Annotated in this window: 16 protein-coding genes; 2 read left to right on the top strand and 14 right to left on the bottom strand. The window is 66.9% G+C overall.

Annotation, left to right across the window (positions count from 1 at the left end):
* The 3 genes from nrdF to HMPREF0043_RS02895 form a co-directional block, all read right to left on the bottom strand.
* The gene (gene nrdF / locus HMPREF0043_RS02905) at positions 1–978 is read right to left on the bottom strand and encodes a class 1b ribonucleoside-diphosphate reductase subunit beta (RefSeq protein ID WP_021601360.1); all 978 of its coding nucleotides are present in this window, start codon (positions 976–978) and stop codon (positions 1–3) included.
* An 849-nt stretch (positions 979–1,827) separates the two neighbouring features.
* Positions 1,828–2,211, bottom strand: a complete 384-nt coding sequence (locus HMPREF0043_RS02900; protein ID WP_021601358.1) for an RNA-binding S4 domain-containing protein — start codon at positions 2,209–2,211, stop codon at positions 1,828–1,830.
* Positions 2,212–2,251: 40 nt separating this feature from the next.
* Positions 2,252–3,646 carry a hypothetical protein gene (locus HMPREF0043_RS02895; protein ID WP_156897490.1) on the bottom strand — a complete coding sequence of 465 codons (1,395 nt, stop codon included), beginning with the start codon at positions 3,644–3,646 and terminating at the stop codon, positions 2,252–2,254.
* Between HMPREF0043_RS02895 and HMPREF0043_RS02890 the strand changes: the two genes are divergently transcribed.
* A complete protein-coding gene (locus tag HMPREF0043_RS02890) occupies positions 3,636–3,830 on the top strand; it encodes a hypothetical protein (protein WP_021601356.1) in 195 nt (64 codons plus the stop codon). The two genes, HMPREF0043_RS02895 and HMPREF0043_RS02890, sit on opposite strands and share 11 nt — an antisense overlap.
* Positions 3,831–4,058: 228 nt before the next feature.
* Here HMPREF0043_RS02890 and HMPREF0043_RS02885 read toward each other — a convergent pair whose 3' ends face one another.
* On the bottom strand, positions 4,059–5,912 hold the full coding sequence (locus tag HMPREF0043_RS02885) for a trypsin-like serine peptidase (RefSeq protein WP_021601354.1): 1,854 nt from the start codon (positions 5,910–5,912) through the stop codon (positions 4,059–4,061).
* A gap of 287 nt (positions 5,913–6,199) precedes the next feature.
* Here HMPREF0043_RS02885 and HMPREF0043_RS02880 point away from each other — a divergent pair, with 287 nt between their 5' ends.
* Positions 6,200–6,571: a hypothetical protein gene (locus HMPREF0043_RS02880; protein WP_156897489.1), complete on the top strand. Its 372-nt coding sequence runs from the start codon at positions 6,200–6,202 to the stop codon at positions 6,569–6,571.
* A gap of 38 nt (positions 6,572–6,609) precedes the next feature.
* Here the strand turns inward: HMPREF0043_RS02880 and HMPREF0043_RS02875 are convergent, their stop codons facing one another.
* From HMPREF0043_RS02875 to HMPREF0043_RS02830, 10 genes are all read right to left on the bottom strand, one after another.
* The gene (locus HMPREF0043_RS02875; RefSeq protein ID WP_379051072.1) at positions 6,610–7,515 is read right to left on the bottom strand and encodes an ABC transporter substrate-binding protein; all 906 of its coding nucleotides are present in this window, start codon (positions 7,513–7,515) and stop codon (positions 6,610–6,612) included.
* Between the two features lie 41 nt (positions 7,516–7,556).
* On the bottom strand, positions 7,557–8,225 hold the full coding sequence (locus HMPREF0043_RS02870) for an ABC transporter permease (protein ID WP_021601351.1): 669 nt from the start codon (positions 8,223–8,225) through the stop codon (positions 7,557–7,559).
* Positions 8,222–8,872, bottom strand: coding sequence for an ABC transporter permease (locus tag HMPREF0043_RS02865; protein ID WP_021601350.1), 651 nt, complete (start codon positions 8,870–8,872; stop codon positions 8,222–8,224). The genes HMPREF0043_RS02870 and HMPREF0043_RS02865 overlap by 4 nt, the downstream gene beginning before the upstream one ends.
* Positions 8,869–9,699 carry an ABC transporter ATP-binding protein gene (locus HMPREF0043_RS02860; protein WP_021601349.1) on the bottom strand — a complete coding sequence of 277 codons (831 nt, stop codon included), beginning with the start codon at positions 9,697–9,699 and terminating at the stop codon, positions 8,869–8,871. Before HMPREF0043_RS02860 ends, HMPREF0043_RS02865 begins: the two co-directional genes overlap by 4 nt.
* Before the next feature lie 125 nt (positions 9,700–9,824).
* Entirely contained in the window at positions 9,825–10,751 is a 927-nt protein-coding gene (locus HMPREF0043_RS02855) for an NADP-dependent oxidoreductase (protein ID WP_040317726.1), read from the bottom strand.
* Between the two features lie 412 nt (positions 10,752–11,163).
* Entirely contained in the window at positions 11,164–13,317 is a 2,154-nt protein-coding gene (nrdE, locus tag HMPREF0043_RS02850) for a class 1b ribonucleoside-diphosphate reductase subunit alpha (protein ID WP_021601346.1), read from the bottom strand.
* The gene (nrdI, locus tag HMPREF0043_RS02845) at positions 13,299–13,703 is read right to left on the bottom strand and encodes a class Ib ribonucleoside-diphosphate reductase assembly flavoprotein NrdI (protein WP_021601345.1); all 405 of its coding nucleotides are present in this window, start codon (positions 13,701–13,703) and stop codon (positions 13,299–13,301) included. Before nrdI ends, nrdE begins: the two co-directional genes overlap by 19 nt.
* Before the next feature lie 60 nt (positions 13,704–13,763).
* Entirely contained in the window at positions 13,764–14,015 is a 252-nt protein-coding gene (gene nrdH / locus HMPREF0043_RS02840) for a glutaredoxin-like protein NrdH (RefSeq protein WP_040317714.1), read from the bottom strand.
* Positions 14,016–14,870: 855 nt separating this feature from the next.
* The gene (locus tag HMPREF0043_RS02835; protein ID WP_021601342.1) at positions 14,871–16,418 is read right to left on the bottom strand and encodes a carbohydrate-binding domain-containing protein; all 1,548 of its coding nucleotides are present in this window, start codon (positions 16,416–16,418) and stop codon (positions 14,871–14,873) included.
* Positions 16,415–17,362, bottom strand: coding sequence for a VTC domain-containing protein (locus HMPREF0043_RS02830; RefSeq protein WP_021601341.1), 948 nt, complete (start codon positions 17,360–17,362; stop codon positions 16,415–16,417). Before HMPREF0043_RS02830 ends, HMPREF0043_RS02835 begins: the two co-directional genes overlap by 4 nt.
* Between the last annotated feature and the right edge of the window lie 135 nt (positions 17,363–17,497).

Raw genomic sequence — 17,497 nt, 5'->3', positions numbered from 1 at the left:
TCAGAAGTCCCAGTCGTCGTCGGTGGTCGCCTCGGCCGTCCCGATGACGTACGAGGAGCCGGAACCGGAGAAGAAGTCGTGGTTCTCGTCCGCGTTCGGCGAGAGAGCCGAGAGGATGGCCGGGTTGACATCCGTGGCGTCGGCGGGGAACAGCGCCTCGTAGCCCAGGTTCATCAGGGCCTTGTTGGCGTTGTAGCGCAGGAACTTCTTGACGTCCTCGGTCAGGCCGAGCTCGTCGTAGAGGTCCTCGGTGTACTGCTCCTCGTTGTCGTAGAGCTCGTAGAGCAGATCGAAGGTGTAGTCCTTCAGCTCGGCCTGACGCTCAGGCGAGGATTCGCGCACGGCCAGCTGGTACTTGTAGCCGATGTAATAGCCGTGGACGGCCTCGTCGCGGATGATGAGGCGAATGAGGTCGGCAGTGTTGGTCAGCTTGGCGTGGGCCGACCAGTACATGGGGGCGTAGAAGCCGGAGTAGAAGAGGAAGGATTCGAGCATCGTCGAGGCCACCTTGCGCTTCTCCGGGTCCTCGCCGCGATAGTAGTCGAGGATGATGCGCGCTTTGCGCTGAAGGTTCTGATTCTCCTCGCTCCAGCGGAAGGCCTCGTCGATCTCCGGGGTGGAGAGCAGAGTCGAGAAGATCGAGGAGTAGGAGCGGGCGTGGACGGACTCCATGAAGGCGATGTTCGTCAGCACCGCCTCCTCGTGGGGTGTGCGAGCGTCGGGAATGAGCGAGACGGCTCCGACGGTGCCCTGGATCGTGTCGAGCAAGGTCAGGCCGGTGAAGACCCGGGTGGTCATGTCCTTCTCGGGCTGGGTCAGAGTCGCCCACGAGGGGATGTCGTTGGACAGCGGAACCTTCTCCGGCAGCCAGAAGTTGCCGGTCAGGCGGTCCCAGACCTCCAAATCCTTGTCGTCGTCAAGACGGTTCCAGTTAATGGCCTGGACGCGATCGATGAGTTTGATCTTCTGCGGCGTCATGTTTCTCCTCACTGCCGGGCGGAAGCCCGCCGCCGTCTCGCCCCTTCCGGCCTGCCAGGCCCGTGCCGAGCCACCGGGCAAGCCTGCGCGGACGATCCGCGGCCCCCGCCCATCATGTCACGCGCCCGCATCGCGGTCTATCGCGACTCACTCGCTCATGGCGAGGCTCGCGATCACGGCGAGACTCGACCGCCTCCACGGCGCTCGCCGTCAGTCTGATTCGCGCCGTCTTCCCGCGACTCGGCGGTAGCGGCATCAGCCCGCTGCACGCCTTCCCCTTGGGAAGCGTCTTCCTCTCGCACTGCGCCTGGATCGCTCCCCCTCGCGACGGGTCCGGCTCACTCGGTGACCGATCCGGACCCGTGCCCACCGGTGCCGAACCCACTCGCTTCGGCTCCGATGAAGCCTTAGGCTTGGGAATCGACAGGAAGATCGTAGCCGAGAGCACTGAGAAGATCGTTATAAGAGTCCGGCGATCATCCCGTGCAAGATTACAACCTTACAATATATACTTGCGCACTTCTTGATCCGATAGATTCCAACTTGAATATTTTTTCATATAGTTATTCACATAATTTGAATTATAAATATCTAATCCGCTGATTAATGAAAAACTTTCATCAAAATGCCTCCAAGCAAGTGAATTACATTTATAATATTTTATGCCGCTGAGTCGAAAAGTATGCTTACTAAAATAAAACCAAGATACAATCAAAAGCGAAACGATTGCTATCGTGGTTTTAATAGAGAAATAAAACGTTTTGACATTGCATTTCCTTTTCAGATCCACGCGAGGCTCGAACCGACAGAGCGCTCTGCCGTTCGCGGCCAGGGCACCGACGGGGAGATTCAGCCTCGATGCCCGAAATTGGCGTCACGGCCGGTCAATCGGTCGAGTTCGCGGCGTTCCTTCTTCGTCGGGCGGCCCGTTCCCCGCTTCCTGGCCATGACGGGCAAATAGACGCGCGGACGCTCAGGGGTGAGGTCCTCGTAGCATTCACGGGCCAGCGGGGCACTCGTGCGCTTGACGATAAGGGCGGTGACCTTGAGGATCCTGTCGAACCCCTGCACTCTGTAGCGGACCTCGTCGCCGACCTTCACGGACGCGGCGGGTTTGGCCGTCTCGCCGTTGACGCGCACGTGGCCGGCTTTGCAGGCCGTGGTCGCCAACGTCCTAGTCTTGCACTGCCTGACACTCCACAGCCAGACGTCCACCCGGACGCTATCGGGCATGTCCGCCGCCTCTCTTCACGATCGCTTCCGCTTCCACCGTCTACTTCTCCGTGTAGACGCCCACGACGCCGTTGACCGCATCGACGAAGACGAGGGTGTCGCCCTGCCAGGCGAAGGTGAAAGGCTTGAGGATGTCGCCGCCGGAGGCGTTCGCGAGGATGCGGTTCGCCTTGTCGGCGCCCAGGTTCGCCAGGACTTTGCCGCGCCTGTCGGCGAGCGTCGAGCTGAGCACAGCCGGGCCGGAGGCCTCGCCGCGGGAAGCGGCGCGCTGTTTCGCGTTGACCACGGCGATGCTGTGGCGGACGTCGAAGTCCACAAGACTCGACGTGCCCAGGCTGACCACTCCGCCGCCCGGGAAGACGAGGTTCCCGCCGTCCGTCCTCTTCACCAGCCCCGGACCCGACGCCAGGGAGACGAGGTAATTCTCCTCTCCGGGCCGGGCCTGCGAGGTGGCCGTCTCGTCGGGAGTCGGCATGCGGGACGGGCGGGAGGACGGGTTGGACGAATGGGACGCGCGCGATCCGGACGGGCTCGGCCGCGACGCCTTCCCCGACGGGGACGTCCCACTCGCGGACGGCGAAGGCCTCGTCGACGGCGATGGGGAAGGGCTCGGCGAAGGCGTCTCCGAGGCCTCGGGCTTGTGGTCGTCGGTGGGCCCCGAGGCGGTGCCCACCGAGTTGGACAGCGCCCCCTGGAGCAGCTTCTCGGCCTTGGCGAGCGTGAGCTCCGAGATCACGGAGGACGGAACGACGGTCACGGACGTGTCGATCCGCCACGCTTCCTTGGAATTGGGGTGAACCCCGACGATGCCGCCCTCGACCTGGCAGACCGCGCCGTCGCGCACAGCGATGCACGGCCCCGTGACGGGAAGCGGCCCGTAGCCGTTGCGCCCCGCCACGTACACACCGGACTCGTCCTCGGTGCGCACCGAGGCGTAGGGGCCGGACATATCCGCCTTGACGCCGTGTTTCACAGTGCTCTTCGGGGCGGAGATCTTGAGGTTCTTGTCGGCGACGGGGGCGCCCGTCTTGTCGAAGCCGGTCATGTGGATGTCCTCGGTGCCCTCCCACGTCAGGAAATAGGCGATGTCTTCGTGTGTGCCGGCGAACACGAACTTCCCGTTCGGGCCGACCTTGAGGGCGACGGTCTTGCCCGAGGACAGCGTGAGGATGCTGGCGTCGGTGACCGTCCGGTCGCCCTCCTCGTACACTGTGGTCTGGCAGACGATCGGCGAGGTCCGAGTGCACTCCAGCCATCCCTCGTCCTTGACCGTCCACATCTTCTTGCCGGTCTTCACCGAGTAGCCGGTGACGGTGTGGGTGGACCGCGACAGATCGTTGCGTATCGTGGCGACGACCTTCCCGTCCGTCACCGCGTCGGCCAGTTCGCCCACCCCCTTTTCCTTGAACTCCAAGGCGAGGTCCATGCCTTCCACGCCGGGGGCCAGTCCCTTGGCCGAGGAAGCCGACGGCCCCCGCGACGCCGCCGACGCCCGCGAGGGGGAGGTGGGCGAATCGGACGGCGTCGACGTGCACGCGGCGAGCGCCAACGACACCGACGCCGCAACGCTGAAGACTCGTGTCCTGTTCATCCCACCTCACTCTCCCAACCCAGCCTAGTGGCTTGCAGGCGCGAAGCGCACTCGCCGGGTCCCAAACGCGGCAGAACTCCCCCGAGCGCGGCCTCTCCCGACGTCTCCTCCGGTTCGGGACACCCCAAATGGCACAAGTTCACCGGACCGCCCCCGGCCGAGGCACTGCCTTCTCCGCCGCGCCGGGATGCCGCCGGAGCGCTCAGCGGGCTCACCGGGCCGCCTCTTTCGGCGCCTCCGGGATGCTCCGGCCGCCTCACTGCGGGGCGACGACGGTCGTCAGATCGCCTCGAGTCGGCGTCTTGCCGACGCTGACGCCGCTGAGCGCGTACAGGCCGGCGTTGCGCGTGCCGATCATGACGTCCGACGTGGTGGCTTTGTCGTCGAAATTCCCCGCAGCCGTCGCCACGACGTCTGCCGGGTCGATCCCGGCCGCCTCGAGGTCGTACTCGGTGATGCGGTAAACCGGCAGGCCGCCCTTGGGAGGGTCGTCGGTGATGAGCCATGCGCGTGTCCTGCCGTCCTTGCCGCGCCCGACGACCATCACGTCGGTGAGGCTGCCTCCGCCGAAGTTCCCCGCGGTGATGGGCCCCTTGACTCCGCCCGCCAGCGGCCCGTCCTTCCCTCCGGCGCTCCCTTTCAGGCCCGCGAGCCCGCCGATCGGCCAGCGGTGGTCCTTGGACAGCCCGTGCTTGGAGACGTGGAGGTAGACGGAGGTCGTGCCGTCGGCCCAGACGACGAGGAGATCGTCCTTCTTCCGATCGCCGTCGGGGCTGAAATCGCCGCCGACGATCTGGCGTGCGTTGACCCAGGTGAGGGGATCGTTCCTGTTGAGGTGCAGTCTGCGCCGCGAACCGCTTCCCGGGTCCTGGATGAGGTGGACGCTTCCGTCCCAGGAGAGGGTCACGAGATCGTCGCGGCCCGACCCGTCCAGGTCCGCCGTGGTTATCATGCGCAGAGAGGACGCGGCGTCCTCCCACACGCGCTTGACCCCCATGAAGGGGGACTTGACGTTGCCCGAACCGAGGTAGAGATCGGATTTCCCGTCCAGCCATGTGACGACGAGGTCGTCGCTGCTCTCGACCGCGCCGAAGTCGCCCGCGGCCATCAGCCGGGCCTGCGACCAGTCGCGGCCCTCGCCGGGCTCGAAGCGCTCGGCCTTCCGTATGAGCGCGGAGACGTTGGCCGTCATCGGCACGCCGACGGATTCGTCGTCCGTGTATCCGCCGCCGTCCTGTCCTCCGCCGGTGATGGCCACGATCTTCCACGAGTTCGACTGGTCGCGTACGAGCCAAGGGCCGCCCGATATCCCCGCCGCCATCCCCGTGCAGGCGATGTCGAAGAATTTCGCGCCCGCCTCCGTGTAAGTCGTCGTCGCGTTCCGGCAGTGCCGAGGGTAGGCGGTCGTGTACGTGTGGTCGCTCGAGTCGCTTTCGGGGTATCCGACGATCTCGACTTCGGACAGCTGAGTGGCCGAGTCGATGGCCATGTCGAGCCCGCCCGCGACGTCCTGAATCGTCTGGTTGGCCACGTTCGGGGCGGCGGTCAGGATCGCGACGTCGTAGGCGACGCCGTTGCCCGAGCCCTTGCCGTAGCGCGGATCGATGTAGATCTTCGTCCCGGACATCTCCCAAACCCCGTAGGGGGCCTGAGGCCGGCCGTGGACCAAGGTGAACTGGGGAATGAAGACGATCGACTGGGCGTTGACCCCGTACCAGCAGTGCGCCGCCGAAATGACGATCGTCCCGGACGGGGAGTTGACGACGGCTCCCGAACACGTGTGGACCTGGGCGGTCGAGACCGGGCCGGTCCTGAAGAAGAACGTTCCGATCTGCGGGATGCCCGCGAAATTGTAGCCCTCCCCCATCTTCCCCTCGCCGAGCTTGTAGCCGGAGAGCTTCGGGTCGTCGATGTCGACGACGGGGCCGGAGCCGTCCTTCGCGCGCTCGCCGCCGCGGAAGGCGCGCCGAAGGCGGTCCTTCGTCCAGTAACCGTTCCCGCCGACATGGTCGCGGGCGCGCCGGTCGAGGCTCTGCCGGCCGCCTTCGGCCAGCGGGCGGGGAATCGGGGCGGGCGGAGGCGGTGCCGTCGCCAGAAGGGACAGTGTCATCCCGGCCACGAGTGCGAACGCACCATAACGCCATTGTCGCCTCATATTTACGATGTCAGCCCTTTCCGATCGACGCGCGCGTCCACTGCTCCGCGGGCCAGGCTAGCATGCGCACCCCCGACGCGCCGGCAGGGCAGTCGGCTGAGGGGCGTGCAATCGGCGACGGGCGTGCATGCGATCGGCGCGAGGGTTCCGGCACGGGCCGACAGGGGCAGACGCCGATTTCCCGTAGACTCGATTGACGGAATCGTTCGCCGGAACGAATGCGCACCACTGAAGGAGTCGCCTTGTCCTGGAATAATCTCATCGGATACATGGAACTGCTGGCGTTTCCCGTATTCATCATCGTGCTGACGGTGGTCACGGTCGTCGTCTCCGTCGCCCTCGTCCGCTTCCTGCACGCCGCCTGCCGCCTGGCGAACGCGAGGCGCAGGATCCTGGAAGCCGAGGCGTCGGCGCTCGCGGCCACGGCCAAGGGGCAGCGCAGACACTCCGTCCCTCGGCCGGAGAGGACAGCCTCCGTGCCGGGACTCTCCCAGCCGGAGAATGCGGCCTCCCAGGCGGAGACTCCGCAGCCGGAGAAGGCGGTTCCACGGCCCGAGCACGCGGCTCCACGGCCCGAACACACGGCCGGCCCGGAGGCGACCGGATTCGCCTGAGCCACCGCACGTGGCACGGACCACGGCGACGTCACGGGTTACGCGACATCGTGCTTCTCCAGCCAGTCGGAGGCGATAGTGGCAGCCGGCTTGCCTTTGTCCACGGATTCCGCATTCATGGAAACGAGGTCCTCGGCGGTCAATTCGGCTGAGATCCGGTTGAGCACCGCGGCCGCGCCGGCGGGCAGCTTCCCCGATGTCAAAGGCACGACATGCGAGGGCATGAACATCTTCTTCGGGTCCTTCAGGACCACGAGGTCTCCGGCGTCGAGCGCGGGGTTGGCCGAGAAGATGTTGACGACTTGGACCTGTCCGCTCCGCAGAGCCTTGAGGGTGAGCGGCCCGCCCGAATCCTCGATGGGAGTGAACGTCGCGTCCACGCCGTAGACGCTTTTCAGGCCTTTCGGACCGAAGGGCCTCGTCTCCAGTTCGGAGTTCCCGCCGAGTTTCAGCCCGCGGACCCGCGCCAGGTCCCCGATGCTCTCCAAAGAGTGCTTCTTGGCGAATTCCTTGGTCACGACGTAGGAATCCTGGTCGGTCGCCTCCGACTGGTCGAGCAGGGTCAGGCCCTTGGGCAGCGCCTTGGCGAGCTGCTCGTGGATCTGGCCGGCGTCGGCCGAGGCGGCGTTCTTCCTGTAGTACTGGAGGAGGCTTCCCGTGTATTCGGGAATGACGCCGATGCGCCCGGACTCCACTTCGGGCATGTACACCTCGCGCTGCCCGATGAGGAACTGACGGTCGACGGAGTATCCCTTCTCTTCGAGGGCCTGGGCGTAGATCTCGGCGATGATCTCGTTGGAGTAATAGTCCTGCGAGCCGACCACGATCGTGCCGTCGCCGGACCCGCCGCCTCCCCGCAACGGGTCTCGGTTCGAGCACCCCGTGAGCGTGCACGCCAGGCCGAGGAGGAATGCCGCCGCGAAGGCGATGGTTTTAGTGTTCACGTGAATTCTCCCTGGGAGCCGGGTCTCGTGCGCCGACCGGATCACTTACCGGTTGGATCGGCGATGCGGGTGGCAGCTCGTTGGAGGCTCGCCAGGATGACCTCCATGAGCAGCGCGAGGAGGATGACCACGAACGCGCCTCCGAGCATCTGGGTGTAGTCCCGCGATTTGAGACCGGAGAACAGATACCGGCCGAGCCCGGTGTCCGAGATGTAGGCGGCGAGCGTCGCGGTGGCTATCACCTGGAGCACCGCGGCTCGGATCCCGCCGACGATCACGGGCAGGGCGAGCGGGATTTCGACTTTCCCGATGACCTGGGCCGGGCTCATCCCCACGGCTTTCGCGGCCGAGGGGATGGCCGGGTCGATGGCCTGTATCCCCGCGTAGGTTCCCGCCAGCAGCGAGGGGATCGCCAGGATGACGAGCGCGAGCACGGGGGCCTTGAGGCCGATGCCGAAGGCGAGCCCGAAGACCGTGAGCAGGCCGAGGGTCGGGATGGATCGGGCGGCGCCGGTGACCGCGCCCACGGCGGCCGCCCCGCGCCGAGTGTGGCCGACGAGCACGCCCACAGGCACCGCTATCGCGGCCGCGAGCCCGACGACGATGGCCGTGATGAGCAGATGCTCGCCGATTCGCGCGGGAATGCCCGAGGCGCCGGACCAGTTGGACGAGTCGGTCAGCCAGGAGAAGGCTTGGCGGAGGTAGTTCATGCCGCAACCCTCCCCACGGCTCTCATCCACGGAGTCAGGGCGCGCCCGGCCAGCAGCACGACGGCGTCCAGGACGAGGGCCAGCAGGACCGTCGCCGCGATGCCGGTGCCGACCTCGGCCATGATGTCCCGTTTGAACCCGTCGGTCAGGAGCGTGCCGAGACTCGGGATGCCGATGAGGGCGCCGATCGTCACGAGCCCGACGGTCGAGACCGTCACCACCCGGATCCCCGACACGAGGACGGGGGTGGCCAGGGGCAGGTCCACCCCCCAGAGGATCCTCGTGCGCGAATAGCCGAGGGCCACCGCGCTGTCGCGCACGATCGGGTCGACGGCGTTGAAGGCGTCGGCGGCGGTGCGGACGAGCAGCGCGGCGCCGTACAGGGCGAGGGCCGCGATGATCGTAGTCGAGGATCTCAGCGGCGTCCCGATGAGGATCGGGACGACGAACAGGAGCGGCAGCGAGGGGACGGCGTATATCAGCGTCGCCGCGCTCAGCAGGGCCCCTCCCAGTTTGGGGAAGCGGAAGGCGAGCCGTCCGAGCGGGACGGCGACGAGCACCGCGATGACGACGGCCGACGCGGACAGGTACAGGTGCGTGGCGGCCAGGTCCCCGGCCCACTGCCAATTGTAGGAGAGCCAGTTCACGAGCCCTCCCGCCGCTCGGTTCCCAGAACGCCCACGGGGCGCCCATCGGGATCGACCACGACGTTCCTTCCGCCTACGCTGCGCACTTCCAGCTGCACGTCGGCGCGGTCGGAGCCGATGAAGTCCCTGACGAATTCGTCCGCGGGCTCGGCGAGGATCCGCTCGGGCGTGCCGCGCTGGGCGATCCGCCCGCCCTCCTTGAGGACCACGACCTCGTCGCCGAGCCGGAAGGCCTCCTCGATGTCGTGGGTGACGAAGAGGATGGTCTTGCCGAGTTCGGCCTGCAGGCGCAGGAGTTCGTCTTGGAGCTCACGACGCACGATCGGGTCGACGGCGCCGAAGGGCTCGTCCATCAGCAGGATGTTGGGGTCGGTGGCCAGGGCGCGCGCCACGCCGACCCTCTGCTGCTGTCCGCCGGACAGCTGCGCGGGATATCGAGAGCCGAGCGAGGGATCCAGGCCGACTCGTTCGAGGAGCTCCGCCGCGCCGGCTCGGGCCTTCCTGCGGGATTCGCCGTTGAGCACGCGAACCGTGGCGACGTTGTCGGCCACCGTGCGGTGCGGCAGAAGCCCGCCGGTCTGCAGCACGTACCCGATGGATCGGCGCAGGCGGACGGGGTTCGCGTCCCGGACGTCCTCGTCGTCGATGAGGACGTGGCCGCTGGTCGGGTCGACCATGCGGTTGACCATGCGCAGGAGCGTGGTCTTGCCCGAGCCCGAGGACCCGACGAGCACGACAGTGCGGTGGGAGGGGATCGTCAAGGAGAAGTCGGCCACGGCGACTGCTCCGCCCCGGTAGGTCTTGGCTACCGATTCGAATTCGATCACGTGTTCACCCTATCGATGATGAAGCGAGGGCAGGCGGACGTTCCGGGCCCGACATTCCCCGGAACAATCCAGGAAACGTCCAATGTGGGCATGGCGGGGTCCGCCTGGTCGGCGGACGCCGGGCGTCAGCCGACGCTCAGGACGATCTTCCCCACGCCGTGCCTGGTCGCCAGATCGTCGTAGGCGGCGCGGACCTCGTCGAAGGGATAGACCGCGCGAATGGGGAGGCTGAGCTCTCCGGCGGCGATCAGCCTGGCTATCCGCGAGACGACGGCCGTGGGGTCCATGGCGGCCGACGTCCCCACCACCACGGGGACTCCGAAGCGCTGGGCCGTCCCGAAGTCGACGATGGTGGCGACGCGCTCGGGAGCCACGCCCAGATCGAGCGCCGTCTCCACGTATCCGTGGCCGAAGCAGTCGATGAACGCGTCGATGCGCGGGGCGGCCTCCCGCAGCCGTTCGACCAGTCCCTCGCCGTATTCGACGGGCTGGATTCCCAGGTCGCGCAGAGCCTGGGCGCTGGACGGCCCGGCGATTCCGATGACGTCGGCGCCGGTGCGCCGGGCGAGCTGGGATGCGAGGATGCCCACGCCGCCTGCCGCGGCGGACACCGCGACGGTCTCACCCGGCTGGGGCGCCACGGTGTCGACGGTCGCCTGGGCGGTCGTGGCCGCGACGTAGAGGCTGGCGGCCACCCGAGGGTCGAGGCCCTTGGGCATGGGGACCACGCGGTTGGCGGCGATGGTGACGTACTCGGCGTGGGCGCTGCGCTTGTCGCTCATGCCGATGACGGCTTCCCCCACGCGGAGGTGGTCGACGCCCGTGCCGAGCTCCACGATGGATCCCGCGAAATCGCTCCCTTGGCCCTCGCCGGGGAAGCGCGCGGGGAAGAAGTCGCGCATGGCTCCCTCGCGAATGACGATCTCCCCCGGGTTGATCCCGGCGTACTGGACTTTCACCAGAACCTGCCCGCTTGTGGGCGGGATGACGTTCACATCGCGGATGTGGAGCACCGAGGAGTCTCCGTATTCGTCGAATCGGACGGCTTTCATGGAACTCTCCTTCTGCGCTCCGAGGGGTCCGAAGCGCATCGACAGTAATTAGAATTCACGCTCTAATTCTATGCGCGCACCGTTCGGAGGTCCAGTGCGAGATTGAGGAGTTCTATGAGGCAGGCGACATTCCCGAGACGCCGCCGTGAAAGGGGAAGCGCACCGGAGGAGGTCTCCGCCGGTCATAAGCGAGATTCGCGTTCCACCGTGGAAGGCCGAGGACGCAGCGCTGGAAGTGCGCGAGGAGCATGGTCCGGCTGCGGCGTTCCGTCTGTGGCGCGGGGGTGGAGCGGGCGCCGTCGCACCCGCGTCGGCAGCGAGGGCCCGGTCACGACGAAGGCCGGGATTCCCGTCAAGGCGCTGCGCCCGCGTCTCACGCGCCCGGAGCCCCTTCCCGCCCAGCGCCGCGCATTCACAGCATGCAGGAGACGCAGCCTTCCACCTCGGTCCCCTCCAGGGCCTGCTGGCGGACGCGCATGTAGTAGAGCGTCTTGATCCCCTTGCGCCACGCGTAGACATAGCTGCGGTTGACGTCGCGGGTGGTGACGGTGTCCGGGTAGAACAGGGTGAGGGACAGGCCCTGGTCGACGTGCCGGGTCGCCACGGCGTAGGTGTCGATGATCTTCTCCGGCCCGATCTCATAGGCGTCCTGGTAGTACTCCAGGTTGTCGTTCGTCATGTACGGCGCCGGGTAGTAGACCCGGCCGATCTTGCCCTCCTTGCGGATCTCGACCTTGGCCACGATCGGGTGGATCGACGACGTCGAGTTGTTGATGTAGGAGATCGAGCCCGTCGGGGGAACGGCCTGGAGGTTCCTGTTGTACATGCCGTACCGTTGCACGTCGTCGCGGAGGGCGGCCCAGTCCTGCCGGGTGGGGATGCGGATCCCCGCGAAGAGCTCCCGCACCTTCTCCGTCTCGGGCTCCCACGTCCCCTCGACGTATTGGTCGAAGTACGAGCCGGAGGCGTAGGCGGAGTTCTCGAAGCCCTCGAAGCGCTCCCCGCGCTCCCGCGCGATCTGCATCGAGGCGCGCACCGCGTGGTAGGCGACGGTGTAGAAGTACACGTTCGTGAAGTCGAGGGCCTCCCGGGACCCGTAGAAGACGCGCTCGCGCCCGAGGTAGCCGTGGAGGTTCATCTGCCCCAGGCCGATGGCGTGGCTCGCCGAGTTGCCGCGCTCGACGGAGGGGACGGAGCGGATGTCCGTCATGTCGGAGACGGCGGTCAGAGCGCGCACGGCGGTCTCGACCGTCTTGCCGAGGTCGGGCGAGTCCATGGCCTTGGCGATGTTCAGCGACCCGAGGTTGCAGGAGATGTCCTTGCCCACGTGGGCGTAGGAGAGGTCGTCGTTCAGCTCGGAGGCCTCGGAGACCTGGAGGATCTCCGAGCACAGGTTCGACATCGTGATCTTGCCTTCGATCGGATTGGCCCTGTTGGCGGTGTCCTCGAAGAGGATGTAGGGGTATCCGGATTCGAACTGGATCTCGGCGACGGTCTGGAAGAAGGTCCGGGCGTTGATCTTCGACTTGCGGATGCGCTCGTCGTCGACCATCTCGCGGTACTTCTCGCTCACGGAGATCTCGGTGAAGGGAACCCCGTAGACGCGTTCGACGTCGTAGGGGCTGAAGAGGTACATGTCCTCGTTCCTCTTGGCCAGCTCGAAGGTGACGTCCGGGATGACCACGCCCAGGGAAAGCGTCTTGATGCGGATCTTCTCGTCGGCGTTCTCGCGCTTGGTGTCGAGGAAGCGCATGATGTCCGGGTGGTGGGCGTGGAGGTAGACGGCGCCGGCGCCCTGGCGGGCCCCGAGCTGGTTGGCGTAGGAGAAGGAGTCCTCCAGGAGCTTCATCACCGGGTTGACGCCCGAGGACTGGTTCTGGATCTTCTTGATCGGCGAGCCCAGTTCGCGCAGGTTCGACAGGTTCAGGGCCACTCCCCCGCCGCGTTTGGACAGCTGGAGCGCGGAGTTGATGCCGCGGGCGATGGACTCCATGTTGTCCTCGATGCGCAGGAGGAAGCAGGAGACGAGTTCGCCGCGGGCGGCCTTGCCCGCGTTGAGGAAGGTGGGGGTGGCCGGCTGGAAGCGCCCCTCGATGATCTCCTCCATGAACGACATCGCCAACGCCTCGTCGCCGCGGGCGAGGGTCAGCGCGACCATGCACACGCGGTCCTCGTAGCGCTCGAGGTAGCGGGTGCCGTCGAAGGTCTTGAGCGTGTAGGAGGTGTAGTACTTGAAGGCTCCGAGGAAGGTCGGGAAGCGGAACTTCTTCGCGTAGGCGGCCTTGTACAGCCTCTTGACGAAGGAGAAGTCGTAGGCGTCCAGGACGCCTCTCTCGTAGTACCCCTCCTTGAGGAGGTAGTCCATCTTCTCCTCGAGGTCGTGGAAGTAGACCGTGTTCTTGTTGACGTGCTGGAGGAAGTACTGGCGGGCGGCCGCGCGGTCGGCGTCGAACTGGATGAGGCCGTCGGCGTCGTAGAGGTTGAGCTTGGCGTTCAGGGCGTGGTAGTCGAGGCCCGGATCGCCGCAGTTCTCCTCGCCGGTGTCCGTCAGTGTGGTTGCTGCCAAAACTTCTCCAGACCTTCGCGCACTCGGGCCACGTCCTGGGGCGTGCCGAGCAGTTCGAACTTGTACATGTGGGGCACCTTGCACTTGGCGGAGACGATCTCGCCCGCCAGGCAGTACGCCGCGCCGAAATTGGTGTTCCCTCCCGAGATCACGCCTCGGATGAGCGAACGGTTGCGTTCGTCGTTGAGGAACTTGACGACCTGCTTGGGAACGGCTCCCTTGACGTTGCCTCCGCCGTAGGTCGGGACGATCAGGACGTACTCCTCCTCGACGTGCAGAGGTTCCTCCGTCGGACGCAGGGGGATGCGCCGGGCGGGCATGCCGAGCTTCTCGACGAACCGCTTCGTGTTGTTCGTCGCCGAGGAAAAGTAGACGATCTGCCCCACGGGACCTCCTGATGCGTCCGGGCCGGGTGGGGGCGCCGAGCGGCGCCCCCACCCTCCGATTCACGCCGTGACGGCGGAGGCGGCGACGGCGGCGGCCGCCGCCTTGATCCGGTCCGGACGGAACCCCGCCCAGTGGTCGCCGTCGGCGAAGACCACGGGTGCGGACTGGTAGCCCAGAGACTTGACGGCCTCCAGAGCCTCAGCGTCCTGAGTCAGGTCGACTTCGTTGTAAGCGAGCCCTGCCTTGTCCAAGGCCCGCTTCGTCGCATTGCACTGAACGCATGAGGGCTTGGTGTAAACAGTGATGCTCAATTCGTATTCCCTTTCTTCCACCCCGGCCCGCGGGAGAGCCTCGCCGGCTTTGACGCCCGGCGAGAGGCGGAGCCTTCATTTCCGCCCATCCCGCGGGAGAGCCCCTCCAAAGGCCTCCGTGAAACCGCGGCCGTAATCGGTGGCTTCCGCGACCGAGCCGCCGACTTGGCGACTCGAGCGAAAACACTACACCTTGTGGTCACCACGGCGGTAGACCACAAGGGCTTGTGTCTCCGTGACGAGTGGCACCGTGCAATTCCTCTCCTGTGGACTGCCCGACCACCGGGGTGGACAACCTGTGAAGCCCGAGCCCCGGCGCCGGCAGAGATATCCCCTCGAGCGTCCACACGCCGGAGCCGGCCCCGACCGCGCGCCGCGGACGGCACCGGCCCAGACGGGATCGGTTCGTACCGCCGGCCAGGCGGCCGATCTCAGCATCGCAGACGCCTCCGACACTTTCCGGCCCGCTCCGCGCTCGACGGCCCACCGGCTTCGGGCGCTCCTACTTTCGGAGGGAATCCCCAAGTTTATCCACGCCTGTGGACAAACCGAGTTCACATGTGTGGACGATGGAATCCGCGCTGTCCACACGTGTGAATCGCCGCGGCGGAACCGCGTCGCGCCACTTCGAAGGGATGGGCGTGTCGGCCGTCGGCGTGTCGCGAGGCCGCGCTCAAGCGTGTCGCCAGGCCGCCTCGGTCGGCGAATTCGCGGCCCGCCAGACCGCGCTCGGGAAGGCGCCGCTCGCGCGATCCCGGAAACCGCGGTGCCGCACGCAGCTCACTCGGGGAGGCGCTCCCGTAGACTCGTCTCGCCCTACCGCGACATGCGCAGCCGATCGCCGGGGAAGCGCTCCTACTTGTAGTCGCCGCCGGTCGCGGCGGCGGCCTTCTGGCCGTTGACCGTGACGGCGTAGGCGTCGCCCTTCTTGATCCTCGGAGAGGAAAAGACAACGGATTTGGCCGGCTTGGGGCTCGTGTAGGCGGCGATCTCCCCGCCGGTCGAATCGGCGACGGCGAGCCTGCCTCCGGCGGGGATGTCGGCCTGGGCCTTGATGGCCGACTGGCCGGCGGTCGTCTTGGGCGCCTCGTCCATGCCGACCGAGCCGACGGCAAGGAGGGTGCCGCCGGACAGCGTCAAGCCGTTCTCGACGTCGACGGCTCCGTTGCCCGCGGCGGACGGGCCGTAGACCGTGACCTTGCCGCCGCTGATGACGCCGTCGCCGTCCGAGTCGAAGCCGTCGCCCTCCGTGTTGAGGGTCCAGTCGCCGCCGGTGATGGCCATCCACGGTTTGGTCGCGGTGTTGACGGCGTTGAGCCCGTCGTCGGAGGTGGTCACGGTGGCGCTTCCGCCGGCCAGAAGCATCTTGGAGGCTTCGAAGCCCTCCTCCGAGCCGGCTGCGTTCACCGATCCGCCGGTGACGATGAGGTCCGAGGTCGCCTCCAAGGCATCGGATTTGGCGACGACGTTCGCCGTGCCGCCGGTGACGAGCACGTATCCGCGCCCGGCGTTCTTCTTGTTGTCGGACTTGACGCCGTCGTTGCCGGCTTTGAGGTCGAAGGTCCCGGCGGCGAGCACCACGTAGTCCTGGCCGCGGATCGCGTCGTCGCGAGCCGTGACCTTGACGGTCCCTCCGGTGACGACGAGCCCGTCGGAGCTGGAGATGCCGTCGTTGCTGTTGCCTCTCACGTCCAGCGTCCCGCCGCCTCCGATCGTCAGGTCGGCCTTCGAGGCGAGGGCGGCGATGGGCCCGTTCCCCTTGACCGTGGAGGCGTAGCTGGAGGCGTCGGACAGGGTGTTGGCGGTTCCCTCGGCCAGGGCGATGACGGCCTCGTCGGCCTCCACGATGCGGATCGCCGCGTTGTCCGGAGAGGTGATGTTGGCTCCCTTGAGGACGAGTTTGACTTTGGCGGTCTTGGGGAGTTTGACGAACACCTGGCCGGTGAAGTCGCCGGACAGGACGTAGGTTCCCGCCTTGGAGATCGTCACCTTCCCGGCGCTGGTGGTCACGGCGGAGCCGCCGCCCGAGGATGCGCCGGGCCCCTCGACGGCGGCGGAGGTGCCGTTGAGCCGGATCTTCGTGGCCGACGACTCGTCGTACTGCACGTCGTTGGAATCGGCGTGCGGTCTCTGATTCTCCGCCATCATTCTCTCGGCTGTGGCGCCGTCCGCCTTCACGGTGTTCGCGTAGACGTCTCCGCGGGGAATCGACTTCCCCGCTATCCGGCGCAGGGAGTCCAGCTGGGCCAGGCCGTCCTTGGCGGGGGTTTCGCCGTGCGTGGTCGAGCTGCCGGCGGGGGATCCGCTGCTCGTCTTCCCCTGCGAGGTCTTCCCGCTTCCGCAGGCGCCGAGCGTCAGCCCCGCGGCCAGGGCGGCGGCCGCCCACGTCTTCGTCCTTCTCATGCTATGCCTCCTAGCGTTGCTATCGTTTTGCTCCAGCGATTGGCGGGGAGCCCGGGGTTGATCGCCGCCATGCCGACGGCGTACTTGGACAGCCGCACCGGGCGCACTCCTCGACGCCACAGCCACCTGTCCGCCTCGCACGGGTGCTTGCTCGACTTCGTCTCCACCACGACCTCCGGCACCCGGAGAGGGGACCAGCCGGAAGGGGTCGAGAGCGTGAGCCCCCGGTCCATCGTCAGCCGCGAATCGCCCGGCAGCCGGAAGGTGGTTCGCGTGTAGACCGAGCGGATCACCCACGCCAGCTCGCCGACGGCCCGCGCCCCGGCTCTGCGGGTCTGTACGACGCCGCGTTCGGTGAGCCGTGCGGCGAGCCATTCGCGGATCCGCGGGCAGCCGGTGACGTCCGGCGTCAGGTCGAAGGCTTCGACCGGCAGCCCCCTCTTGAGGCGTTCGCACACGTCCATCGGCACGTCGTCCAGGCGCAGGCGGTCTTTGACGTTCTGCCCGCGTCCGCTGCGCGTTTTCAGTTCGACGAATCGCAGGCCCGCGTCGAGGTAGACGCGGGATCGGACTTTGAACCGCCGCCGCCGCTTGGTGGCCGCCGCACGGTACAGCGCGAAATCCGGGGTGTCGAAATAATCCGACAGGTAGCCGAACTCCCTGGCCCCTCCGATCGAGAGGACCTCGGCTTGGATCGAGCAGAGGTATTCGACGAGCTCGGCCGTCAGCGCGCGGTCGAGAAGGTATTTTCTGTCGGTCCGTTTCAGGAGGGCCGCCTGAGAGGCCAGATCCTCCAGGCCTATGGCCGGAAGCCGTTCCAGGAGGGGACCGAAGTCCACGACTCCGGGGTAGCTCGCGGGGCCGATTCGAGAATCGCCTGCCACGTCGATCCGAGAGCGGCTTGCCTCCTCGATTCGAGACCCGAGGTCGATCATCGCGCTCATCGGTCCGTCCCCCTTCCGTTTCGCGCTGGCTGGCTCACCTCTTTTTCCCTCATCCCGTCTTCGCCGGCGCCGCCTTCGCCGGCGCCGCGGCCGGGCTGGGCCTGCGCCGGGTAGCCGGCCTGCCCCACCGCGCGG

Source organism: Actinobaculum sp. oral taxon 183 str. F0552 (genome assembly GCF_000466165.1).
GTDB lineage: Bacteria > Actinomycetota > Actinomycetes > Actinomycetales > Actinomycetaceae > Peptidiphaga.
Note: the sequence above shows the minus strand (reverse complement) of the source record. Positions and strands in the feature narration are given on the sequence as shown.